Consider the following 23,068-nt stretch of genomic DNA (forward strand, 5'->3'; position numbering starts at 1 on the left):
GGCGAACCGCTGTGAGCGCTGCCTTGTAGCCGCCAGCAGAAAATAGTCAAGCCTGCCGGTGTTTCAATTGTGATGTTTCGGCGCGGCTTTTCAATTGCCTGTCCGCCCGAACTGCGAGCGCTCGAAATAGAGCACGATGCCCAGGCCCAGAAACAGCGGGACGATGAGATAAAACAGCCGGAATACCAGCAGGGCCGCCAGCACGCCCACGGGGTCCATGTCGGAGAGCCCGGCCAGGAACACCACCTCGAACACGCCCAGCCCACCCGGCGCGTGCGAGATCTGCGCGATCGAGAAGGAGACGAGGAACACGCCGAGCACCACGAAATAGCCGGGGTTATGGGTCCCGGGGAGGGCAAAGAAGATGATCGCGGCTGCCGCCAGGAGTTCGATCGGGCCGATCAGTAATTGTCGCGCCACGATCGGCAGGGCCGGATAGTGAATCTGAAAGCTGCCGATCTTCAGCGGCCGCAGATGCAGCCAGCTGCCGAAGATATAGGCGGCGACGACGGCAAGCATGACGATGCCCGCAGCCCGCGACAGGCCGTGATGGGCTATGCCGGAGAAGCGGTCGATGATCTGCGGTTCGAGCACCAGAACGAGGCCGGAGGCAAGTACCGTCGACAGCACGAAGGTAATCCAGCAGATCGCCACCAGCACGCCGACGTCCTGTCCGCTCAATCCCCTCGTGCCATAGGCGCGATAACGGATGACGGCGCCCGAAAACACCGAGCCGCCGATATTGTGCGACAGCGCGTAGGTGGTGAAGGAGCACAGCGTGACGAACAGCCACGACACGCGTTTGCCGATATGCAGGAGCGCGATGTGGTCGTAGCCGGCGAGCGAGGCATAGGCGACAACCGAGCTCAGCCCCGCGAGGATCCAGCCGCGGGCCGGGATCGCCGCAATACCGTCCCAGACATCATCCAGCGAAATGCCGCGCAATTCGTGCCAGAGCAGCAGGAGCGAGAAAATCACCGCCCCGACGCCGACGACCGGCCAGAAATAGCGTCTCCAGTTCATTGCCTGACTGCCATGCGTTGCGGGCCCGTTGCCTTCGCTGTCATTGCGGGAAAGCGGTCGGCGATTCCGATCGCTTTGCCCCCTCTATTTCAGAGATGCCTCATCGAAGCCGGCTATTCAACCGCCGGCCCTTGCCGCCATGGCAAGCCGCAATCGTTATCGTCGTCGAGAGGCGGAAAATCGACAGCCGAGCGGGAATATCGGCCCGGCCATGCGACCGTCCCCACACGCATTTGTGCTGAAAGTCGCTGTTTACCCCCACTTTGCGTAAGACGCGGCAGCGGGCGGTTTGCGGACAGCCCGGCAAAATTCGTGCCACGCGGCACTTGGTGATCCGGGCCGGCGCTGTTAGTCTGGCGGCAACTTGAAACAAAGAAGCGCCTGCTGCGTCCGTTCGCCGGTTCGCGCGGCGCCGGAAGGAACGACAGTGGAAGACCGCGACACCGGCGCCGGCGCGCCGGAGGTGGGCGCGTCCAGCGCTTCCCCGAGGCCGGCAGGCCCGGGGACCGCCAAATGGCAGCAACGCCGCCCGACGGAGCCACGCTCCGCCGACGGGCAGGCGAGCGACGCGAACCACCACCAAAAGGGCAAGGCCAAGAAAAGGCGCAAACGCCGGCGCGGGCGCAAGGTTTTTGCGCGCGACGATATCCGTCCCGCGGCGAGTGGGGCGCCGGCGCCACGCGCCGCCGCGGCTGGCGCGGCGCCTGCAGGCATAGCCACACCGCCCATCGCGGTGGCTCGGCCCGAACCGGGGGCCCGTCGCCCGACGATGCCGGAATTGCCGGTATTTGCCGCGCTCGATCTCGGCACCAACAATTGCCGGCTGCTGGTCGCCGTGCCGGCGCGTCATGGCCAGTTTCGTGTCATCGACGCCTTTTCGCGCATCGTGCGACTGGGCGAGGGGCTCACGGCCAGCGGCCGCCTCGGCCAACCGGCGATGGACCGCGCGGTCGAGGCCCTGAAGGTCTGCGGCGAGAAACTGCGCAACCGCAAGATCAGGAAGGCGCGGCTGATCGCCACCGAGGCCTGCCGCTCGGCGGCGAACGGCGTCGAGTTCCTGGAGCGCGTCGAGCGCGAGGCTGGCCTCAAGCTCGAAATCATCGACCGACAGACCGAAGCGCGGCTGGCGGTGTCCGGCTGCGGTTCGCTGGTCGAGCGCGACACGCAGGGCGTCGTGCTGTTCGACATCGGCGGCGGCTCCTCCGAGATCGCGCTGATCGATCTCACCGGCCGCCGCTCGCCGCGGCTCGCCAACCATATAGTGTCATGGACGTCGTTGCCGGTCGGCGTCGTCTCGCTGGCCGAGCGTTTCGGCGGCCGCACGGTGACGCGCGAGATTTTTGGCGCCATGGTCGACGACGTCGCCGCCCGGCTCGCCGCCTTCGATGGCCGCGATCGGCTTAGCCACCTCAAGGCCAGCCCGAAATTTCATCTGCTGGGCACTTCCGGAACGGTGACGACGCTTGCCGGCGTCCATCTCGATCTCGAGCGCTACGACCGCCGCCGCGTCGACGGCCTGTGGATGGACAGGGACAGCGTCGACCGCATGGTGGAAAAACTTGTCGGCTGGGATTTCCAGCAGCGTGTCGCCAATCCCTGCATCGGCGCGGACCGCGCCGACCTGGTGCTGGCCGGCTGCGCCATCCTGGAAGCGATCCGCGCCGTGTGGCCGTCGGAGCGGCTGCGCGTTGCCGACCGTGGCTTGCGCGAGGGCATATTGAGCGAGCTGATGGCCGATGACGGCGTCTGGCGCAACGATGGGCGCGGCAGAACATGATCCCGAACCGCAGAACCGCGTCAGCTAAAAGTGGCGACCGGTTTTCGCGGACAAACGGCTCCGTTTGTCCAGAAGTCACGCTCGGGCAAGCTGGCGCAAGCGTTGCTCCGGTGAGCAGTCGACCCCCACTCCGTCGAGCTTCGCTCGACACCTCTCCCCCGATCGACGGGGGAGAGGAATGGCGCGAGCTAGCCAATCTTGGCGCCCTTCCTCTCCCTCCGGAGGGGGGAGAGGTGGCGCTGCGAAGCAGCGACGGAGTGGGGGAAGCCGTTTGCCAAACGCGCTGCCGCCGAAAAGCGGCCACAACCCGGCAAGCGAGAAAACTTGGACAAGAAGTCAACCAATGACCAAGAAACCGGAAAAGCCGGGCTCAGCCGGCATTCGCGTGCTGAAGACGCGGATCAAGAAGAAAAGCGGGCTGAAGGAATCGTCGCGCCGCTGGCTGCAGCGCCACATCAACGATCCCTACGTCCAGCGCTCCAAGGCTGACGGCTACCGCTCGCGCGCGGCCTACAAGCTGATCGAGATCGACGACAAGCACCATCTGCTGAAACCCGGCATGAAGGTGATCGACCTTGGTGCGGCCCCCGGCGGCTGGTGCCAGGTCGCGGCCGCGCGGACCAAATCGACCGCGGAAAATCCGCATGTCGTAGGCATCGACTATCTGGAGATGGACGCGGTGCCCGGCGCGCCGGTGCTGTTGATGGATTTCCTCGATCCCGAGGCGCCGCGGAAGCTGGCCGAGGCGCTTGGCGGCGATCCCGATGTCGTGCTGTCCGACATGGCGGCGCCCACCACCGGCCACAAGCGGACCGACCACATCCGCACCATGCATCTGTGCGAGGTGGCCGCCGATTTCGCGCTGTCGGTGCTGAAGCCGGGCGGCCACTTCCTGGCCAAGACGTTCCAGGGCGGCGCCGAAAACGAGCTGCTCTCGATGCTGAAGAAGAATTTCCGGTCCGTCCACCACGTCAAGCCGCCTGCGTCGCGCGATGAGTCGGTGGAGCTGTATCTACTGGCGAAGGATTTCAAAGGGCGAGAATCCGGTCCGCCATCAGGCGGATCGGAACGTCCAGTGGATGTCTCGAAGAACTTGAGCGCACGGAGCCATGGCGAAGGGCCGGCGGACGGCGACGGCTGAACCGTCTCACTCCCCCGGCGACCTCACCGGTTCCAGCGGCTTGGGCATGGTCAGGCGGCCGTGGCCCGATACGGCGTTGCCGGCATCGGGCGCCAGCCGCATGAACGACAGCGATGCGGCGGCGGAAATTGCCGCGACGATGAAGAAGGCGGTATGGAAGTCCGGCAATGTCAACGGGCCGCCGTGGATACCCGTCGATACTTCCAGGATGCCGCCGGCAACCGCCACGCCCAGCGCGATCGACAGTTGCTGGAACACGGCGGCGATCGGTGTTGCCTTGCTCGTGTCCTCGGCTGAAACCTCGGCGTAGGCGAGGGCGTTGATGCCGGTAAAGAACATCGAGCGGATGAAGCCGCCCACCAGCAGCATGGCCAGCATCAAGAGATAGGGCGTATCGGGCGTGAACAGGCCGTTGACGGCGATCGACGCGGCGGCCACCAGCGAGCCGACGATCAGCACGCGACGAAAGCCGACGACGCGGAAGATCAGCGCTGTGACGAATTTCATGCCGATGGCGCCGATCGCGGAGACGAAGGTAATCATGCCGGACTGGAACGGCGTCAGCCCGAAACCGATCTGGAACATCAGCGGCAGCAGGAACGGCACGGCGCCGATGCCGATGCGGAAAAGTCCGCCGCCAAGCACGGAGGAGCGGAATACCTGGTTGCGGAACAAGTCGAGCGCCAGCAGGGGGTTCCTGGCACGGCGCGCATGCATGAGGTAGAGAGCGCCCGACACCAGCCCGACGCCCACGGTGATGAAGCCGGTCGCCGGCGGCAGATAGGGCAAGCTGATCACTGACAGGCCGAACACGACGCCGGACGCCGCCAGCCCGCTCAGCACGAAGCCGACGAAATCGAGCGGCGGCGTCTCCATCGATTCGGTTTCCGGCAGGAAGCGGGTGGCCAGCCAGATGCCGATCAGGCCGATCGGCACATTGATCAGGAAGATCCAGTGCCAGGTGAAGTAGGTGGTGATGAAGCCGCCGATCGGCGGTCCGACCAGCGGGCCCACCAATGCCGGCACGGTCAGCCAGGACATCGCCGCGACAAGTTCGCTCTTGGGCGTGGCGCGCACCAGCACCAGGCGCCCGACCGGCGTCATCATGGCGCCGCCTATGCCTTGCAGAAAGCGCGACACCACGAAGGCCGGCAGCGAGCCCGAAACGGCGCAGGCGACCGAACCGACGATGAACACCGCGATCGCGGCGCGGAAAACGTTCTTGGCGCCGAAGCGATCCGCCATCCAGCCGCTGATGGGAATGAAGATCGCCAGCGACACAAGATAGGAGGTCAACGCCAGCTTGAGCGCGATCGGGCTGGTGTGGATGTCGAGGGCGATCGCCGGCAGCGATGTGGCGATGACGGTCGAATCCATGTTTTCCATGAAAAGAGCGACCGCCAATATGAGCGGAATGGTTCGGTTCAAAGGAACGCGTCCGGGCTTGATTCCAGATGTTGCCGACCGGGAGTTTGCCGGCAGGCAGGGCGGTTATCACGGCTGGACACCAATGTCGTGTTAAATTGCTGTCACTTTTATGCGACCGCAACCTCCGGTGGCGGCTGCGATACACGATTGCTTGCAAAAAGCGGACACTATCCCTATTGTAGTGAAAATAACTACAGGACGTTATGATCATGGAAGAGGCCGTTTCGGCAGCCGATGCCAATCGCAGATTTTCTCGCATCCTGCGTGAGGTACGCGAGGGCCAGAGCTACGTCGTGACAAGCCATGGTCGGCCGGTGGCACGGATCGTGCCTGCGGAGAGGCACGAGGGTGTGGCCTCCCGCTCGCGCGCGGCATTGCTGTCGCGACTCGAACGGCAGCCGGTTGCCGATGCAGGACGCTGGACCCGCGATGAGCTCTACGAGGATGACCTGTGAGGGTCGCGCTCGACACCAACATTCTTGCCTACGCAGAGGGCGTTAACAACGTAGCCAAACGCGACCACGTTCTCGAACTGCTGCGCAAGGTTCCACAAGACGCTGCCATTGTTCCGGTCCAGGTGCTGGGTGAACTGTTCAAGGTCCTTGTCCGCGAGGCTGGAAGGTCGCCCAAGGAGGCTCGGGATGCGCTGCTTAGCTGGCGCGACGCGTTCCCGGTTGCCGGGACGACGCCGGAGGTGATGACGATGGCTGTCGATCTTGCGGCGGACCATCGCTTCGGCATCTGGGATGCCGTCATTCTTTCGGCTGCATCCCAAACGGGTTGCCGGCTGCTTCTGTCGGAAGACCTGCAGGACGGCTTCACCTGGGGCGGTGTAACCGTCGTCAACCCCTTTGCATCGCCGCGTCACGCTTTGCTGGATGCTTTCCTTGGTTCGCAATAGAAGCTGAAGCGTCCGCAACGATCGGCTTTTCTTCCGTGCCGGGACGTGGTACCAGCCACCGCCAATCCTGAAAGGGAAGAAGAGAGTCGCGCTGTCCATCCCGGTCCAGCGCTTTTCCCGCATTCAAAGGGCTGGCCATGGCAAAAATCATCGAAACGTCCACCGGCGCGCTGGCGCTGACCTTTGACGACGTGCTTTTGCAGCCCGGCCATTCCGAAGTCATGCCCGGCCAGACCGACATCCGCACCCGGATTGCCGGCGACATCGACCTCAACGTGCCGATCCTGTCGGCGGCCATGGATACCGTCACGGAGGCAAGGCTTGCCATCGCCATGGCGCAGGCCGGCGGCATCGGCGTCATCCACCGCAATTTCTCGCCGGCCGAGCAGGCCGAGCAGGTGCGGCAGGTGAAGAAATTCGAATCCGGCATGGTGGTCAACCCGGTCACCATCGGTCCCGACGCGACGCTGGCCGACGCGTTGTCGCTGATGCGCACCTACTCGATCTCGGGTATTCCGGTGGTCGAGAATGGCGGCTCCGGCGGCCACAAGAGCGGCCGGCTGGTCGGCATCCTGACCAATCGCGACGTGCGCTTCGCCTCCGATCCGGCGCAGAAAGTCTATGAATTGATGACCCGTGAGAACCTGATCACCGTCAAGGAGAATGTCGACCAGGACGAGGCCAAGCGGCTTCTGCATCAGCACCGCATCGAAAAGCTCGTCGTCGTCGACAAGCAGGGCAATTGCGTGGGGCTGATCACCGTCAAGGACATCGAGAAATCGCAGCTCAACCCGCACGCCACCAAGGACGCGCAGGGGCGTCTGCGCGCAGCAGCCGCCACCAGCGTCGGCGACGACGGTTTCGAGCGCGCTGAGCGGCTGATCGAGGCAGGCGTCGACCTTCTGGTCATCGACACCGCGCATGGCCATTCGCAGCGCGTTCTTGATGCCGTCACGCGGGCGAAAAAACTGTCCAACTCGGTGCGCATCCTGGCCGGCAACGTCGCCACCGCCGAGGGCACCCAGGCGCTGATCGATGCCGGCGCCGATGCCGTCAAGGTCGGCATCGGCCCCGGCTCCATCTGCACCACCCGCATCGTCGCCGGCGTCGGCGTGCCGCAGCTGTCGGCCATCATGTCGGCGGTGGAAACTGCGCACAAATCGGGCGCCTCGGTGATCGCCGATGGCGGCATCAAATATTCCGGCGATCTGGCCAAGGCGCTTGCCGCCGGCGCCAGTGCCGCCATGATCGGCTCGCTGCTTGCCGGCACCGACGAAAGCCCGGGCGAGGTCTATCTGCACCAGGGCCGCTCCTTCAAGGCCTATCGCGGCATGGGTTCGGTCGGCGCCATGGCGCGCGGCTCGGCCGACCGATACTTCCAGGCGGAGGTTCGCGACACGCTGAAACTGGTGCCGGAAGGCATCGAGGGGCAGGTCCCCTACAAAGGACCTGTGTCTGGCGTGCTGCATCAGCTTGCAGGCGGCCTGAAAGCCGCTATGGGTTATGTTGGTGGCCGCGACCTTGCCGATTTCCGCGAACGCGCCACCTTTGTGCGCATATCCAACGCCGGACTTCGTGAAAGCCACGCCCATGACGTCACGATCACCCGCGAAAGCCCCAACTATCCCGGCGGAGCCTGATCGGCCCGACCAGTACACGTTCTGGCGCAATTTGGCCGCGACCATCTTGCGGCTATCGCGCCACGCTGCCGCCCTTTGCACCGCATCGGTGGCGGTTTTCATCGCCATGACGCTCATGGAGTTCTTCTATTTCCGCCAGTTGAGTGGCGGTTTGCCGTCGCTCGACATGCGCGTTTTTGGCTTCACGCCGGATGAAGGCATGGCCTGGCTGACGGCGCTCGGCCGGCGCGGCGGCGAGATCATCCTGGTCTGGCACTATCTGACCTTCGATCTTCTGTTCCCCGCGCTGTTGTCGGTGACGCTGGTCAGCCTGATCCTGGCAACGGGAAGGCGGTTGAGGAATTTCCGCGTGCTTCCGGGCCAGATGCAATCGATCTTCGCACTGATCCTGGTGCTGCCCTACACGATCGCCAACTACGCCCAGAACATCGCCGTGGCCCGCCTTCTGTCGGATTTCCTGTCGGCCAATCCCGATTCCCTGGGTCTCGCCTCGGCGCTGATCGTCACCAAATTCGCGCTGCTCGCAATTCCGGTGATCGTCATCGCCGTCTTCTGGCTGGCGGGTCAGAAACAGAATTGATCTGACCCGGCACCGGGCGGGAGGGTTCATGAACCAGACATCGATTTTCTGGCCTGTTCTGGCGCACGTGTTGCTGGTCTACATCGTCTATGGCGCCATGGCCCGGCGCAGGTATGTCGCCATCCAGTCGGGCGAAGCCAAAGTCAGCCAGTACAAGGCGCGCTCGACCGAGCCGGCCTCCTGCGTGACAGTTGCCAGCAACCTCAGCAACCAGTTCGAACTGCCGGTGCTTTTCTATGTGCTGTGCCTGATGTTGCACCTGACCAACGGCGTCAACTATCTGACCTTGGCCCTGATGTGGATCTTTGTCGCGACCTGCTCCGGGTGGTTTGAGCAGTACTCCCCTTCGTTGGGGCGCTCCGCCTACAAATCGAACACCGCTATTTTGCGCTTGTCGAACTTGATGCCGATCTCGCCGCGCACCAGCTTCAGCGCCGCCTCGCCGAAAACGGCGCGGCGCCAGCCCTGCAGCGCCGGCACGTCGGCGGCTTCGCCTTCGGCAGCGATGCGGTCGATGTCGTCGCTGGAAGCCAGGACCTTCGATGCGACGCCTTGCTTTTCGGCCACGATCCTGAGCAGCACCTTCAACAGCTCCGCGGCGGCGCTCGATCCCTCGGGCGGCTGAAAACTCTTTGGCAGCTTCGGCAATTGCTCCTTGGGCAGAGCTAGTGCGGTGTTGACCGCGCCAAGCAGCGCCGCCGCGGTCGAGGAGCGCTCCCAGCCCTTCGGTATCGTGCGCAGCTTGGCCAGCGCGGCCGCGTCGCGCGGCGCCTGCTGCGCCACCTCGTAGATGGCGTCGTCCTTGAGCACGCGGCCGCGGGGTACGTCGCGTTCGCGCGCCTCGCGCTCGCGCCATGCCGCCACGGCCTGCACGATCGCCAGCTCCTGCGGCTTGCGCAGCCGCATCTTCAGCCGCTTCCAGGCATCCTCGGGGTGCGGATCGTAGGTTTCGCGCGAGGTCAGGACGTCCATCTCCTCGTTCAGCCAGTGGGCGCGGTTCTCCCGCTCCAGTTCGGCGCTGAGATGCTGGTAGACCTCGATAAGATGGGTGACGTCGGCAAGCGCATAGTCGAGCTGCTTTTCGGACAGCGGCCGGTGGCGCCAGTCGGTGAAGCGCGAGGACTTGTCGAGCCGCGCGCCGGTGACGCGCTGCACGAGCTGATCGTAGGAAACGCTGTCGCCGAACCCGCAGACCATCGCCGCAACCTGGGTATCGAACACCGGATGGGGAACGAGATCGCCCAGATGGACGATGATTTCGATGTCCTGCCGCGCGGCATGGAAGACTTTGACGACAGATTCATTGGCCATCAGCCTGAAAAACGGCTTCAGGTCGATGTCTGGCGACAGCGGATCGATCAGCGCCGTTATTCCGGGCGCCGCCATCTGGATCAGGCACAGGATCGGCCAGAAGGTCGTTTCCCGGATGAATTCGGTGTCGACGGTGACGAAATCCGATTTTTCGAAAGCGGCGAGAACGGTCTCGAGTTCTTTTTGGGTGGTGATGACGTGCATCAAATCGCTTTTGGCAGGAGTAGGGTTTTCCTAGATTTCAGCCGGGAAGGCTTTCGTCAAGCGCTGGCACTCGCATCACGGCCCGTCCGGCCCGTCCGGATCGCCGTTTCTTCTGGCCAGCCGGGCGAAAACCGTCGAGGTGCGCAACAGCGCGGTGAAGCGGCTGCGCTTGCCAGCCGGCACGCCCGATCGTGCCCGCATCCGATAGAGGATGACGGCGATGAAGATTGCATAGACCAGCGCGCTGAACACGAACAGCGCGCTTGGGCCAAAATACTGCATCGCCGTCGATGCGGCGAAAGGGCCGCCAATGGCGCCGAAGGAATAAAACAGCATCAAGGCGGCGTTGATCAGAACGAACTCGCCCGCGCCGGCGCGGTCGTTGGAGTGCGCCGCCGACAGCGAGTAGAGCGGCATGGCGAAACAGCCGAAGATGAAGATGATGAGGAAGTTGAGAAACGGGTCGGCTCCCGCCACGAACGCAAGCGCCAGCGCTGCCAGCATGGCGCAGCATGTCGTCGCCAGCAGCACCGAGCGCCGGTCCCAGCGATCGGAGAGATAGCCTAGCGGGTATTGGATGAGTGCGCCGCCGAAGATACCGACGCTGACGAAGGTGACGACATCGGCGACAGACATGCCGATCTGCTCGGCATAGACCGGCGACAGCGTGCGGAACGCGCTGTTGGTCACGCCGACGGCGATGCAGCCGAAACAGCCGAGCGGCGAGATGCGCCAGACCCGCGCCAGGTCGAGCTTGACGTCTTCCGGCGGCGTCGGGTTGGAGCGATCGCCCAGCGATACCGGCACCAGCGACAGCGTGATCATCATCGATATGATGGCGAATATGGCGAAGCCGCCCGCTCCGAAGATCGGGATGAGGAACTGCGCGCCGGTGACCGAGCCGATGTCGACCATGCGGTAGATGGCAAGCACGCGGGCGCGGTCCTTGTTGCTGACCCCGGAGTTGAGCCAGGCCTCCATCACCGTGAACAGGCCGGCGAAGCAGAAACCGCCGGCAAAACGCACCGCGCACCACATCACCGGGTCGATGACCAGAACCAGGAGCAATGTGCCGGCCGAGGCGGCCGCGGCCAGCGCCGAGAAGGTCCTGACATGGCCGACCGCCTTCAGGATGCGGGTGACGGCCAGGCAGCCGAGCAGGAAGCCGGCGAAATAGAACGTGCCCATCAGGCCGATGTCGGAAGCCGAAAAACCTTCCTGCGCGCCGCGCAGCGCGATCAGCGTGCTTTGCAGCCCATTGCCGCCGAGCAGGATGCCTGCGGCGATGAGGAGCGGGATCAGCGGACGGATGGAGGACATTAAGAGGCGATCACATGTCTGTGATCCCTTCTTGAACCATCGCTTCCGTCAATACCAGCGGCAATTCCCCGCGCCAACAGGATGTGTCCGCCTTTCCGTTCAAGGAAGTCGGCGCCTGCCTCCTCGACGTCCCACGGCGAACCGCCCGGCTGCTCCCGACGCGATGGCTATTCCCGCGAGGACAGCGATGAGCCCGACAATTAGGTTTGCATTGATTTGCTCACCGAGAAAGACGGCGCCGAAGATCGATGCCGTCACGGGGTTCACGGCAACTGAAACGGCAACCAGCGTTGGCGGCGCACGTTCAAGCGCGAACGCCCAGAGGAAGAAGATCAGGGCGCCGCAAATTACGGCCAGGTATCCGCTGGCAACCCATTGCGACGCCTCAAGCGCGGCAAGTCGCGTCAGGCCTCCAGTCAAAGTCGACAGCGCCAACAGGCAGGCCGTGCCGACGGCCATGCCAAACGCGGCGAATGATGTCGGCGCGCAGCGGGTGAGAAAAGGTCGCGACCAGACATTGTAGAGCGCCATGCAGAATGCCGCCGCGATCATCAGGAGGTCTCCGCGCCAGGCGCCCTGGGGAGCTGTCGTCAGGCTGCTGCCAAGCGCGACAGCCACTCCGGCCATCGCGACCAGGACGCCGACGATCTTGCGCGTCGTCGGCGGTTCGATCCCTAGAACCGCGCCTGCGAGCATTGTGAGCACAGGCAGCGTCGAAAGCGCCAGAGCTCCTCGCGCCGCCGTCGTGTAGACAAGGGCTCCGTTGAAGAGCACCGGGAATAGGCCGAAGAACAGCAGGCCCAATGCGGCGGCGCCCGGCCAATCGCTTTTCGCAGGCCACTTGTCCCGCCGCAGAAGCGCTACGGCGGCGAGCACTAGAAAACCACCCCCGAACCGGATCGCGCCGATGGTGAGCGGATCCAGCGAACGCGCGAGATAGCGCGTTGCACCGACAGCGGTGCCGCCAAAGGCGCTGGAGAGAATCGCCGCGAGCACGCCTCCAGTTTCCATCGCTTCCCCTCTGCCAGTTCGGAGTCCAGCGGTATCGGGCAAACCGGGTAAAAGGAATCGAATAAATGCAATGAGCTTGATAAGCTTGCGCAATGAGCAGTCGGAGTCTCGATCCGGAATTGTTGCGGACTTTCGTCGTCGTTGCCGAGCGGCTCTCTTTCACGCGAGCCGCCGAGCAGCTCAATCGAACGCAAGCCACCGTCAGCTTGCAGGTGAAGCGCCTTGAAGAGCGCCTCGACATTTCGCTGTTCCGTCGATCGACGGCCCATGTCGAGCTTACGGCCGCCGGCGAGGGGTTTCTGATCGACGCACGCCGCATTCTTGCACTTAACGAGCAGGCGATTGCCCGTGTCTCCAACCAACGGGTAGCGGGACGCATCCGGATAGGCGTCATGGAGGACTACGGCACCAAGATCCTGCCACGCCTCCTCGCCGATATCGCCGTGCGATTTCCGCTCATGCAGGTCGAAATGGAGATCGGCCTCACGGCGCGGCTGCTGAAACGGCTCGGCTCATCATTTGACGCGGTCATCGCCATGCATCCGGAAGGTGTGGCCGAGGGCGATCTGATATGCCGCGAAAGAGCGATATGGGCGGCGGCGAGGACCCACTCTGTCGAAGAACTCGATCCGCTGCCCGTCGCGTTGTCGGACCCCGATTGCTTGTTTCGCGCATGGGCGATTGACGCGCTCGACAGAGCGGGCCGGCCGTGGCGACTGGCCTATGTCAGCCCGAGCCTTGCCGCGACGGAGGCGATCGTCGAGCAGGGCCTTGCGGTTACCGTGGTCAAGGGCAGCATGCTCGCGCCCGGCCTGCGCGATGTCCATCCTGGCCCTTATGTGCCGCCGCTGCCCGGGGCGGAGATCCGCCTTCATCGGGCCACAACGTCTTCCGCAAGCGCCGTATTGGTCGTCGATCACCTCGCGCATCGCCTGCGGCTGTCAAGCCTTGGTTCATAGGGCGACCTGCGCGCCGGCGAATGCTCCGAAAGAACCCGTCAACCCGGGTTCGTTGCCCTGGCCCTCCGCCCACTCGCCTTGACAAACCGGGCCTCCCATGCGCTTTTCGCGCAAATTTTTCAGGCCGGGCCGCGATGCTTCGGCCGGCAACCCAACATCCCGGACTTTTGCCCATGACAATGCACCGTTACCGCAGCCATACCTGTGCCCAGTTGAGAAAGAGCGACGTCGGCGCTTCCGTTCGCCTGTCGGGCTGGGTGCATCGCGTGCGCGACCATGGCGGCCTGCTGTTCATCGACCTGCGCGACCACTATGGCCTGACCCAAATCGTCGCCGATCCCGATTCGCCGGCCTTCAAGATCGCCGAAACAGTGCGCGGCGAATGGGTGATCCGCGTCGACGGCGAGGTCAAGGCGCGCCTGCCTGAAACCACCAATGCCAACCTGCCGACCGGCGAGATCGAGATTTTCGCGCGCGAGATCGAAGTGCTTTCGGCGGCCAAGGAATTGCCGCTGCCGGTCTTCGGCGAGCCGGACTATCCCGAGGACATCAGGCTGAAATACCGCTTCCTCGACCTGCGCCGCGAGACGCTGCACAGGAACATCGTGGCGCGCACGAAGATCATCGCCGAGATGCGCAAGCGCATGGGCGAGGTCGGCTTCACCGAATTCTCGACGCCGATCCTCACCGCATCGTCGCCCGAAGGCGCGCGCGACTTCCTGGTGCCGTCGCGCATTCACCCCGGCACTTTCTATGCGCTGCCGCAGGCGCCGCAGCAATACAAGCAGCTGATCATGGTCTCGGGTTTCGATCGTTATTTCCAGATCGCGCCCTGCTTCCGCGACGAGGATCCGCGCGCCGACCGCCTGCCCGGCGAATTCTACCAGCTCGACCTCGAAATGAGCTTTGTCGAGCAGGATGACGTGCTTTCCACCATGGCGCCGGTGATGACATCGGTCTTCGAGGCCTTTGCCAACGGCAAGCCCGTCACGAAGGACTGGCCGCGCATTCCCTATGATGTTGCGATGCGCAAATACGGTACCGACAAGCCGGATCTGCGCAACCCGATCGAGATGCAGGCGGTCTCCGACCATTTTCGTGATTCCGGCTTCAAGGTCTTCGCCAACATCCTGGCCAACGATCCCAAGGCCGAGGTCTGGGCCATTCCGGCCAAGACCGGGGGCAGCCGTGCCTTCTGCGACCGCATGAACAGCTGGGCGCAAGGCGAGGGGCAGCCCGGATTGGGCTACATCTTCTGGCGCAAGGAAGGCGAGAAACTCGAAGGCGCGGGTCCGCTTGCCAAGAACATCGGCGAGGAGCGCACCGAGGCGATCCGCCTTCAGCTGGGCCTTGCCGATGGCGATGCCGCCTTCTTCGTCGCCGGCGATCCCAAGAAATTCGTCTCCTTCGCGGGTGCTGCGCGCACCCGCGCCGGCGAGGAACTGAACCTGGTCGACCGCGACCGTTTCGAGCTGTGCTGGATCGTCGACTTTCCGTTCTTCGAGTGGAACGAGGACGAGAAGAAGATCGATTTCGCCCACAATCCGTTTTCGATGCCGCAGGGCGGCATCGACGCCCTCAACAACCAGGAGCCGCTCGGCATCAAGGCATTCCAGTACGACGCCGTGTGCAACGGCTTCGAGATTGCCTCGGGCGGCATCCGCAACCATTTGCCCGAAACCATGGTCAGGGCCTTCGAGATGGTCGGACTGGATCGCCAGACCGTCGAGGAGCGCTTTGGCGGCCTTTACCGTGCGTTTCAGTACGGCGCCCCGCCGCACGGCGGAGCGGCATTCGGCATCGACCGCGTCGTGATGTTGCTGGTGGGCGCCAAGAACCTGCGCGAGATCACCATGTTCCCGATGAACCAGCAGGCTTACGACCTGTTGATGAATGCGCCGTCGGAAGCCACGCCGCAGCAGCTTCGCGACTTGTCGCTGCGTGTCGCACCGATCAAGAAAGAGGCATGATGGCGCTTCGGACGGCGCTTTAAAGAAGCCTCCGAAGTGACTCGTTCGATTGAGAATCGCAGACAAAAGCCCGGCATCGCTGCCGGGCTTTTCGTATCTTGAAGCAAGTCGAGGTCGCTTCGATCAGTCTTCGTTGGCCTTGACGGTGACGCCGAGCGTCTTCGGCAGGTCGGTCGGATTGGACATGGCGCCCGCCATGATCAGTGCGAACGGCACCGACGCCGGCGGCTTAGCCGAGATTTCGAGGCTCTTCGGATCGTCGAGATATTTGCCGACCGCCGCCGTTACCTGCGCCGTCAGCTCGGGATTGTTGAGCTGCGCCATGCCGAACGGCACGATCGCCTTGGCCTGGTTGGCGATATCCTTGCCCGACATGCCTTGCTGCTTGCCGACATAGTCCAGCACCTTGCCCGTCAGCGAATCGTCGTCGAAACGGATCGAGGCGCTGTTGAAGGAAAGCTGCTGCAACAGGCCGAGCATGGCCATGCCTTGCGCCGAGTTGTCGGCCCCTTCGGGCTGCGCGGCCATCTTCTTCTGCATTTCCTGCAGCGACTTGATGAAGTCGAGCGTGTAGCCGCCGAGATCGAAGGTCATGCCGAGCGTGCCGGCATTCTCGACCGAAATGTTGTATTTCGACAGCTCCATCTTGCCGTCAGTGGGCTGCCAGGTGCCGGCCATCTCGAAATTGCCCGCAATGTTCTGGTAGCCGAGTGCGTTGATGACTTCCTTCGACTTGGGATCCTCGACCAGCGTCAGGTCGGCATTGAACTTCTCGGTGGTGCCGGTGAATTTCATCGCTTGGCCGTCGGCCGGCGGCGTGATTTCGATGGCAAGCCCGTCCATCGAGAAAGCGGTCTTGTCGGCGATCTTGACCCTCATGTTCGAGAGTTCGGCGGACTTGTACATCATCAGCGAGCCCAGCGGGCCGCTGGCGCCGCTGGCCGGAACCATCATGTCGTGGATGACGAGGGGGCTTAAATTGAGGGTGACGCCGTCCGTGCTATGTTCGAATGCCGAGGTCGACACGGTTGCGATATCATAGCCGCCATTGGCTTCGGTCACGCCTTCGAGTTTGACGTCGCCGATCGCAAGGGCTTCTTTTTCCGCGCCCGGTTTGATGGATACGCCCTGCAACACCATGCTGGCGTTGTCGCCGGTCACGCCGGTCCAGGAGATGTTGACGCCCTGCGCGGCAAGTGCCGCCTTCAGCCGGTCGGCGACCGCGGTGTCCTGGGCGAGCGCCGCGTTCAGCGGCAGTGTGAGCAAGAAGGTCGAAAAGGCGAATTTCCTGAGAGTCGAGCGTTTGATTGTCATCGCGAATGCCCCTGCGAGTGTCCTGAAAATTATTTTTCAATTTTTGGCGCCATCACCCTTCAGTGACGAACTGGACGGGAAAAAGGCGCATCCCGCCACAATGGTCAAAAATCGCGGCGAAAGGCAAACTCGATCCGAACATGCTGGAGACCGGGCCGCCCGGCGTCGTCGCGCTTCGCAATAGAGACGGCATGTAACGGATTGATGTTGGCTGGCGGGCTTGCCTGCGGCTTCGTGTTGCAGGGCAGGGCATGCACCCACTTCAAGGCTTGCCCTCTTGCCGCGAATCACCCGCTCGGCTAGTTCCAGCCCATGGGAAAAAGGCTTTTGCCGCCTGACAATGGTGGCGGCGATCACATCGAACCGGTCGATCTGAAGAAGGCGCTCGAAGAGCGCTATCTTGCCTATGCGCTGTCGACCATCATGCACCGGGCGCTGCCCGATGTCCGCGACGGGCTGAAGCCCGTCCATCGCCGCATCATGCACGCCATGCGCCTGCTACGCCTCAACCCCGACCAAGGCTTCGCCAAATGCGCCCGTATCGTCGGCGAGGTGATGGGCAAGTTCCACCCGCATGGCGACCAGTCGATCTACGATGCGCTGGTGCGGCTGGCGCAGGATTTCTCGATGCGCTACCCCTTGGTCGACGGCCAGGGCAATTTCGGCAACATTGACGGCGATAACGCCGCCGCCATGCGCTACACCGAAGCGCGCATGACCGATGTGGCGACCGAGCTGCTCGCGGGCATCACCGAGGATGCCGTCGACTACCGGCCGACCTACAATGAGGAGGACGAGGAGCCGGTGGTGCTCCCGGGCGCCTTCCCCAATCTGCTGGCCAATGGCTCGTCCGGCATCGCTGTCGGCATGGCGACATCGATCCCGCCGCACAACGCGGCCGAACTTTGCGACGCCGCCCTTCACCTGATCGAGCATCGGGACGCGCCGGTGGCCAAGCTGATGGATTTCGTCCAGGGCCCGGATTTCCCGACCGGCGGCATCATCGTCGATAGCCGAGCCTCCATCCTCGAATCCTATGAAACCGGCCGTGGCGGCTTTCGCGTGCGGGCAAAATGGAGCCAGGAAGACCAGGGCAGGGGCACCTGGAGCATCGTCGTCACCGAAATCCCCTATGGCGTGCAGAAGGCGCGGCTGATCGAGAAGATCGCCGAGCTCCTGATGGCGCGCAAATTGCCGCTGCTCGAGGACATCAGGGACGAGAGCGCCGAGGACATCCGCGTCGTGCTGGTGCCCAAGAGCCGTTCCGTCGATCCCGGCATCCTGATGGAATCGCTGTTCAAGCTCACCGAGCTTGAAAGCCGTTTCCCGCTCAACATGAACGTGCTGTCGCGCGGCAAGGTGCCCAATGTCCTGTCGCTGAAGGGCGTGCTGCAGGAATGGCTCGAGCATCGCCGCGACGTGCTGATCCGCCGCTCGAAACATCGCCTCGGCGAGATCGAAAGACGGCTGGAGATCCTTGCCGGCTACCTGATCGCCTATCTCAATATCGACGAGGTGATCAAGATCATCCGCGAGGAGGATGAGCCCAAGCAGGTCATGATGGCCCGCTGGTCGCTCACCGACACCCAGGCCGAAGCCATTCTCAACATGCGCCTGCGCGCCCTGCGCAAGCTGGAAGAATTCGAGATCCGCAAGGAATTCGACGGCCTCACTGCCGAAAAGAAGCAGATCGAGGCGCTGCTTGCGTCCGAAGCCAAGCAATGGGGGACGATCAAGTGGGAGGTTGCGAGCCTGCGGGACAAATTCGGCCCCGAGACCGAGCTCGGTAAGCGCCGCACCCAGTTCGCCGATGCGCCCGAGCATGACCTGACCGACATCGCACATGCCATGATCGAGCGCGAGCCGGTCACCGTGGTGGTTTCGGAAAAGGGCTGGCTGCGTGCGATGAAGGGTCATCTGACCGATCATTCGCAGCTTGCGTTCAAGGAAGGCGACAGCCTGAAACTCGCCTTCCATGCTCAGACGACCGACAAGATCCTGGTGTTCACCACCGGCGGCAAATTTTACACCATCGGCGCCGATCGGCTGCCGGGCGGGCGCGGCCATGGCGAGCCGATCCGCATCATCGTCGACATGGACAATGACCAGGACATCGTCACCGCCTTCGTCCACGATCCGAAGCGCAAGCTGCTGCTGGTCTCGCATGACGCCAACGGTTTCATCGTGCCGGAGGAAGAGGTCGTCGCCAACACCCGCAAGGGCAAGCAGGTGATGAACGTCAAGGCGCCCGACGAAGCCAAGCGCTGCGTGCCGGTCGGCGGCGATCATCTGGCCATCGTCGGCGAGAACCGAAAGATGCTGGTGTTTCCGCTGTCCGACATTCCGGAAATGAGCCGCGGCAAGGGCGTGCGGCTGCAGAAATACAAGGATGGCGGGCTTCTCGATCTCAAGCCGTTTACGCTGGAGACCGGCCTTTCCTGGCAGGATTCGGCCGACCGCACCTTTACAAGGTCGCGCGAGGAATTGGCCGAATGGATCGGCGCCCGCGCGTCGGCTGGCCGCATGGTGCCGAAGGGTTTCCCGAGGACCGGGAAATTTGGGTAATCTCCCCCCTCGAGGGGAGATGCCGCCGAAGGCGACAGAGGGGGTCGGTTCGACTGGACGCAACCTCATCGCTTTGAACAAAGAATGCTAGCGCCTTACGCGCGGCTACCCCCTCTGGCCTGCCGGCCATCTCCCCCTCGAGGGGGGAGATCCGCAGCTTCACCATCACCTTTTGAACTATCGTCACGATTGCTGCACTATATCAGAGCATAAGCTGCGGGATGGCCGGGGAGAGACGAGCGTTTGAAGGAAGCGAAAATCCAGAAACCGGGGCAGCGCCTGTTCGGTCTGTCGACGCCGCTCAGAGCCGCCGTCATCCCACCGCTCTCGGCGGCGCGCTGGCTGCTGGTGCTGATCGTTGCCGCCGGCGTCTATTTCTTCCACGGCTTCCTGTTCCCGGTGCTGGCCGCGCTGGTCATCGCCTTCGCAAGCTGGCCGCTTTACCGGCGGCTTTTGGCCGGTGTCGGCGGCAACCGCACCATCGCCGCCACCTTCGCCATATTGTTCATCCTTGCCTTCCTGGTCATACCGATCGCGCTCGCGGGCACCTACGCCATCAACGAGGTGCGCGAATGGGTCGGCTGGGCGATCGAGACCAACCGGCACGGCGCCCCGACACCGCACTGGATCGCCACGCTGCCTATCGTAGGAGAATGGCTGAACCAGCAATGGACGACCAATCTCGGCCATCCCGGCGGCATCGGCGAACTGATCCAACTGGTCAGCGGCGCCAATATCGGCAGCATCTATCGCGGCGTCCTTGCCGCTGGCGGCAGCGCCTTCGGCCTGCTTTTGACGCTTCTGTTCATGATGATCGCGCTGTTCTTCGCCTATCGCGACGGCGAGCATTTCGCCGGCCAGGTCGATCGCCTGGGCGAGCGCATCCTGCCGACGAGGTGGGAGCGCATCTCACGCGTCGTGCCGGCGACCATTTCCTCGACCGTGACCGGCATGACCGTCATCGCCATCGGCGAGGGATTGGTGCTCGGCATCGCCTACTGGCTGGCCGGCGTGCCGTCGCCCGTGACGCTTGGCGCGCTCACCGGGGTCATGGCGCTGATTCCCGGCGGGGCACCGCTGTCCTTCACGCTGGTTTCGATCTATCTCGCTGCCAGCGGCTCACCGGTGGCCGGCCTGGCTTTGTTCATCTGGGGGACGGTCGAACTGTTCATCGTCGACAAGACCTTGCGACCGAAGCTCGTCGGCGGGCCGATAAAACTGCCCTTCCTGCCGACCTTTTTCGGCCTGATCGGCGGCGTCAAGACGATGGGCTTTCTCGGCCTGTTCATCGGCCCGGTGCTGATGGCACTGCTGGTGGCGATCTGGCGCGAATGGCTGCGCGAGGTGGAAATGATGGACGAGATGCCTGCTTCCCCTGAACAGGAAGGCTCGCCGTCGCTGATCGAGATCGACGGCGAGGCGAAGAAGATTCAGGCCGGATGACGCACCGCAAGGGCGGCGCGGCGCCTGCGTCCGTCATGCAACTGCCACACCGAATGGACCACCAATGTGACGATCAGGATCGCGCCGCCGATCAGGCTGTTGCGTGATGGCGTTTCGGAGAAGATCAGCCATACCCACACCGGTGCCAGCACGGTCTCCAGAAGGTAGAACATCGCCACTTCCGGTCCGGAGATGTATTTGGGGCCGGCCGCCAGGCAGAAGAACGAAATCGGCATGATCACGGCGCCGTTAAAGATGATCCACCAGGGCGCGCTCACATGGACGCCTTCACCTGACACCATGAAGGCCGCCAGCACGAGCGACGGAACCACCCCGACGAGCGCCGTGAAGCCCATGTCCTTGCCGCTGGCCCGCGAAATGGTGATGGCCACGGAAATGAAGAAGGCCGAACACAGCGCCATGAAATTGCCGAACAGGTGTCCGGTGCCGACAGATCCGCCGACGATTACCAGCACGCCGAGGATCATGACCAGCATCGCCGCGAGCGTCACCGCCCGCGGCTTTTCCTGGAGAAACAACCAGGACAAGAGCGCGGCGAACACCGTGTTAAAGGCCAGGATGAACACCAGGTCGGCGGTCGAGGTGTAGAAGACGGCGGTGACGAACGTGATCGAGGTCAGCCCGTAGCATATCGCGGCCGCAAGTCCCGACCAGCCTGGAATGAGCTCGGGCGCGTTTCGGCTCAGCGCCCGCCAGACAGCCCATGTGATCATTGCGGCGATGAAGGTGGCGGCCCCGCGCAAGAGCAGGATCGTCCATGCGCCGCCATCGGCGAGGCGGATCAGCGGAATGTCGAGGGTCAGCGTCAGGCCGCCAATGGCGGTTATCAGAAGGCCCTTCTGGTGGTCGCTGTGGGACGTCATTTGCAAACTTTCGTAATGAAATACAGATGGGACAGCCGATCGGCGCAATGACGCACTCTCCCGCCAAGCGGCTGAAAGACCAGCATCCCCTGCGTTGAAACAGTTAAACGTGGATCTTGGAAAAACTCAGCGTGAGACCGCTTCGTTGGTGTAGCGCTCCCAGCCCTTCGGGCCGAGATGCTCCTGCGGCATGAAGCGCATCTTATAATTCATCTTGCGCGAGCCGTTGACCCAGTATCCCAGGTAGACATGGGGCAGCCCCATCGCCCTGGCGCGAGCGATGTGATCGAGGATCATGAACGTGCCGAGAGACCGCTCCTCGAAGTCGGGATTGAAGTAGGAATACACCATCGACAGGCCGTCGGCCATCTTGTCGGTGAGCGCCACCGCGATCAGCTCGCCCTGTCCCTTGCCGGTGATGAAAGTATCGGGCCCGCGCCGGCGATATTCGATGACCTTGGTGTCGACATGGGTGTCCTCGACCATCATGGCGTAGTCCAGAACCGTCATGTCCGACATGCCGCCGCGGCGGTGGCGGGCATCGAGATAGCTGCGGAACAGCGAATATTGTTCGGTCGAGGGCTCGGCATTGTGCATGGCGCCGACGAGATCGGAATTGTGCTGCAGCACGCGCTTCATGTTGCGGCTGGCGACGAATTCCTGCGCCAGGATGCGCACGGAGACGCAGGCGCGGCAGGTTTCGCAGGCCGGCCTGTAGGCGATGTTCTGGGAGCGGCGGAACCCGCCTTGGGTCAGGAGATCATTCATCTCTGACGCCTTGTCGCCGACCAGATGCGTGAACACCTTGCGCTCGAACTGGCCGTCGAGATAGGGGCACGGCGACGGCGCGGTCAGGAAGAACTGCGGCGACTGGGTCGGGTGCTGCGTCATCGAGTCTCGGAAACACTCCTTCGAATCGCTCTACCTTTGGCGCGGAAAGCGAAAAATTCAACAGGATTGTGAAGGCGTGGCCATGCGGACGCCTTCACATTTGTGCCGACGCCGCGGCGATGCTTGCGAAAATGCGCCTCAGCGGCCGGTGCGGCTGACCACCGTGCCGAGCAGCAGGTCGTGCAGCGTGCGCTTGCGATCGGAAAACAGCGTCACCAGCAGCACCAGCGGCGACAGGATGACGTTGCCGGCCCAGAACAGCACCGAATGGACCACTGCCGTGAGCCCGTCGATCGGCCTGCCGTCGAGCCGATCGAGCCGGATGCCCATCATCTTCATGCCCGTGGTCGCCTGGTTGGCGCTGCCAAGCGTGTTCCAGATGTAGAGAATCGCGACGGCCGGGACCAGGACGCCAAACAGCATCCAGCCAAGGCCGAGGGTCAAAAGTCCGAGGAAGAACACCAGGATGGCGACAGGGATGGTGAGCAGCGCGACAATGACATAGTCGATCATGACCGCCAGGACACGCCGCGTGCGTACCCCTTCATAGGCCCTCACGTCGTCGAGCCTGGTATTGATGATTTCACCGTCGAGAACGCGAGCGTTCATGTAATTTCCTCGTAACAGGGGCCTGCTTAGCCTGCGCCCCACCTGCTGGGAAAATGGTAAAGGCTGATGGCGGAATCAAGATCGAGCCTTTCCCGGT

19 protein-coding genes and 1 pseudogene are annotated in these 23,068 nt (G+C 63.4%); 11 read left to right on the top strand and 9 right to left on the bottom strand.

Going from position 1 to position 23,068, the window contains the following annotated elements:
* Positions 1-90 precede the first annotated feature (90 nt).
* Positions 91-1,023 (bottom strand): lysylphosphatidylglycerol synthase domain-containing protein, encoded by a 933-nt coding sequence (locus FJ426_RS18095; RefSeq protein ID WP_140494126.1) that lies wholly within the window; start codon positions 1,021-1,023, stop codon positions 91-93.
* Positions 1,024-1,450: 427 nt separating this feature from the next.
* Here FJ426_RS18095 and FJ426_RS18100 point away from each other — a divergent pair, with 427 nt between their 5' ends.
* A complete protein-coding gene (locus FJ426_RS18100) occupies positions 1,451-2,800 on the top strand; it encodes a Ppx/GppA phosphatase family protein (protein WP_140560558.1) in 1,350 nt (449 codons plus the stop codon).
* A 343-nt stretch (positions 2,801-3,143) separates the two neighbouring features.
* Entirely contained in the window at positions 3,144-3,941 is a 798-nt protein-coding gene (locus FJ426_RS18110) for an RlmE family RNA methyltransferase (RefSeq protein ID WP_140494122.1), read from the top strand.
* A 6-nt stretch (positions 3,942-3,947) separates the two neighbouring features.
* Here FJ426_RS18110 and FJ426_RS18115 read toward each other — a convergent pair whose 3' ends face one another.
* Positions 3,948-5,369, bottom strand: coding sequence for an MFS transporter (locus FJ426_RS18115; RefSeq protein ID WP_140494120.1), 1,422 nt, complete (start codon positions 5,367-5,369; stop codon positions 3,948-3,950).
* A 209-nt stretch (positions 5,370-5,578) separates the two neighbouring features.
* On the opposite strand from FJ426_RS18115, the gene FJ426_RS18120 reads away from it, so the two are divergent.
* The 5 genes and pseudogenes from FJ426_RS18120 to FJ426_RS18140 all read left to right on the top strand — a co-directional run.
* Positions 5,579-5,824, top strand: coding sequence for a type II toxin-antitoxin system prevent-host-death family antitoxin (locus FJ426_RS18120; protein ID WP_140521745.1), 246 nt, complete (start codon positions 5,579-5,581; stop codon positions 5,822-5,824).
* A complete protein-coding gene (locus FJ426_RS18125) occupies positions 5,821-6,270 on the top strand; it encodes a PIN domain-containing protein (RefSeq protein WP_140494116.1) in 450 nt (149 codons plus the stop codon). The genes FJ426_RS18120 and FJ426_RS18125 overlap by 4 nt, the downstream gene beginning before the upstream one ends.
* Positions 6,271-6,407: 137 nt before the next feature.
* Entirely contained in the window at positions 6,408-7,910 is a 1,503-nt protein-coding gene (gene guaB, locus FJ426_RS18130) for an IMP dehydrogenase (RefSeq protein ID WP_140494114.1), read from the top strand.
* Entirely contained in the window at positions 7,861-8,490 is a 630-nt protein-coding gene (locus FJ426_RS18135; protein WP_140494112.1) for a hypothetical protein, read from the top strand. Before guaB ends, FJ426_RS18135 begins: the two co-directional genes overlap by 50 nt.
* 28 nt (positions 8,491-8,518) lie before the next feature.
* Positions 8,519-8,803, top strand: a pseudogene (locus FJ426_RS18140) (MAPEG family protein); the annotation flags it as partial.
* Between the two features lie 50 nt (positions 8,804-8,853).
* Here FJ426_RS18140 and rnd read toward each other — a convergent pair.
* The 3 genes from rnd to FJ426_RS18155 all read right to left on the bottom strand — a co-directional run bounded on the left by rnd (position 8,854) and on the right by FJ426_RS18155 (position 12,429).
* The gene (gene rnd, locus FJ426_RS18145; RefSeq protein ID WP_140494108.1) at positions 8,854-10,005 is read right to left on the bottom strand and encodes a ribonuclease D; all 1,152 of its coding nucleotides are present in this window, start codon (positions 10,003-10,005) and stop codon (positions 8,854-8,856) included.
* A gap of 75 nt (positions 10,006-10,080) precedes the next feature.
* The gene (locus tag FJ426_RS18150; protein ID WP_140557032.1) at positions 10,081-11,325 is read right to left on the bottom strand and encodes an MFS transporter; all 1,245 of its coding nucleotides are present in this window, start codon (positions 11,323-11,325) and stop codon (positions 10,081-10,083) included.
* A 99-nt stretch (positions 11,326-11,424) separates the two neighbouring features.
* Positions 11,425-12,429 carry a DMT family transporter gene (locus FJ426_RS18155; protein WP_318012625.1) on the bottom strand — a complete coding sequence of 335 codons (1,005 nt, stop codon included), beginning with the start codon at positions 12,427-12,429 and terminating at the stop codon, positions 11,425-11,427.
* On the opposite strand from FJ426_RS18155, the gene FJ426_RS18160 reads away from it, so the two are divergent.
* Together FJ426_RS18160 and aspS are read left to right on the top strand one after the other, a co-directional pair.
* The gene (locus FJ426_RS18160) at positions 12,429-13,295 is read left to right on the top strand and encodes a LysR family transcriptional regulator (RefSeq protein ID WP_140560559.1); all 867 of its coding nucleotides are present in this window, start codon (positions 12,429-12,431) and stop codon (positions 13,293-13,295) included. The genes FJ426_RS18155 and FJ426_RS18160 overlap by 1 nt on opposite strands.
* 179 nt (positions 13,296-13,474) lie before the next feature.
* Complete coding sequence (gene aspS / locus FJ426_RS18165) at positions 13,475-15,265, top strand: aspartate--tRNA ligase (RefSeq protein ID WP_181167403.1); 1,791 nt, start codon at positions 13,475-13,477, stop codon at positions 15,263-15,265.
* A 123-nt stretch (positions 15,266-15,388) separates the two neighbouring features.
* Here aspS and FJ426_RS18170 read toward each other — a convergent pair whose 3' ends face one another.
* A complete protein-coding gene (locus FJ426_RS18170) occupies positions 15,389-16,579 on the bottom strand; it encodes a hypothetical protein (RefSeq protein ID WP_140560560.1) in 1,191 nt (396 codons plus the stop codon).
* A 312-nt stretch (positions 16,580-16,891) separates the two neighbouring features.
* Here FJ426_RS18170 and parC point away from each other — a divergent pair, with 312 nt between their 5' ends.
* On the top strand, positions 16,892-19,144 hold the full coding sequence (gene parC / locus FJ426_RS18175; protein WP_140557024.1) for a DNA topoisomerase IV subunit A: 2,253 nt from the start codon (positions 16,892-16,894) through the stop codon (positions 19,142-19,144).
* 243 nt (positions 19,145-19,387) lie between these two features.
* Positions 19,388-20,587 (top strand): AI-2E family transporter, encoded by a 1,200-nt coding sequence (locus FJ426_RS18180; protein ID WP_140515657.1) that lies wholly within the window; start codon positions 19,388-19,390, stop codon positions 20,585-20,587.
* On the opposite strand, the gene FJ426_RS18185 is transcribed toward FJ426_RS18180, so the two are convergent.
* The 3 genes from FJ426_RS18185 to FJ426_RS18195 all read right to left on the bottom strand — a co-directional run bounded on the left by FJ426_RS18185 (position 20,575) and on the right by FJ426_RS18195 (position 22,971).
* Positions 20,575-21,471 (bottom strand): DMT family transporter, encoded by an 897-nt coding sequence (locus FJ426_RS18185; protein WP_140560561.1) that lies wholly within the window; start codon positions 21,469-21,471, stop codon positions 20,575-20,577. The genes FJ426_RS18180 and FJ426_RS18185 overlap by 13 nt on opposite strands.
* Before the next feature lie 126 nt (positions 21,472-21,597).
* Positions 21,598-22,362: an arginyltransferase gene (locus FJ426_RS18190; protein ID WP_140494092.1), complete on the bottom strand. Its 765-nt coding sequence runs from the start codon at positions 22,360-22,362 to the stop codon at positions 21,598-21,600.
* Positions 22,363-22,500: 138 nt separating this feature from the next.
* Positions 22,501-22,971 (bottom strand): RDD family protein, encoded by a 471-nt coding sequence (locus FJ426_RS18195; RefSeq protein ID WP_140560562.1) that lies wholly within the window; start codon positions 22,969-22,971, stop codon positions 22,501-22,503.
* Between the last annotated feature and the right edge of the window lie 97 nt (positions 22,972-23,068).

Origin of the sequence: Mesorhizobium sp. B2-6-4, assembly GCF_006441495.1 — a bacterium.
In the GTDB taxonomy this organism is placed as follows: domain Bacteria; phylum Pseudomonadota; class Alphaproteobacteria; order Rhizobiales; family Rhizobiaceae; genus Mesorhizobium.

Coding starts and splice junctions, on each gene's coding strand:
- FJ426_RS18095 (WP_140494126.1), bottom strand. CDS start 1,023: ATGAACTGGAGACGCTATTTCTGGCCGGTCGTCGGCGTCGGGGCGGTG.
- FJ426_RS18110 (WP_140494122.1), top strand. CDS start 3,144: ATGACCAAGAAACCGGAAAAGCCGGGCTCAGCCGGCATTCGCGTGCTG.
- FJ426_RS18120 (WP_140521745.1), top strand. CDS start 5,579: ATGGAAGAGGCCGTTTCGGCAGCCGATGCCAATCGCAGATTTTCTCGC.
- guaB (WP_140494114.1), top strand. CDS start 6,408: ATGGCAAAAATCATCGAAACGTCCACCGGCGCGCTGGCGCTGACCTTT.
- FJ426_RS18135 (WP_140494112.1), top strand. CDS start 7,861: ATGACGTCACGATCACCCGCGAAAGCCCCAACTATCCCGGCGGAGCCT.
- rnd (WP_140494108.1), bottom strand. CDS start 10,005: ATGCACGTCATCACCACCCAAAAAGAACTCGAGACCGTTCTCGCCGCT.
- FJ426_RS18150 (WP_140557032.1), bottom strand. CDS start 11,325: ATGTCCTCCATCCGTCCGCTGATCCCGCTCCTCATCGCCGCAGGCATC.
- FJ426_RS18160 (WP_140560559.1), top strand. CDS start 12,429: ATGAGCAGTCGGAGTCTCGATCCGGAATTGTTGCGGACTTTCGTCGTC.
- aspS (WP_181167403.1), top strand. CDS start 13,475: ATGCACCGTTACCGCAGCCATACCTGTGCCCAGTTGAGAAAGAGCGAC.
- FJ426_RS18170 (WP_140560560.1), bottom strand. CDS start 16,579: ATGACAATCAAACGCTCGACTCTCAGGAAATTCGCCTTTTCGACCTTC.
- parC (WP_140557024.1), top strand. CDS start 16,892: ATGGGAAAAAGGCTTTTGCCGCCTGACAATGGTGGCGGCGATCACATC.
- FJ426_RS18185 (WP_140560561.1), bottom strand. CDS start 21,471: ATGACGTCCCACAGCGACCACCAGAAGGGCCTTCTGATAACCGCCATT.
- FJ426_RS18190 (WP_140494092.1), bottom strand. CDS start 22,362: ATGACGCAGCACCCGACCCAGTCGCCGCAGTTCTTCCTGACCGCGCCG.
- FJ426_RS18195 (WP_140560562.1), bottom strand. CDS start 22,971: ATGAACGCTCGCGTTCTCGACGGTGAAATCATCAATACCAGGCTCGAC.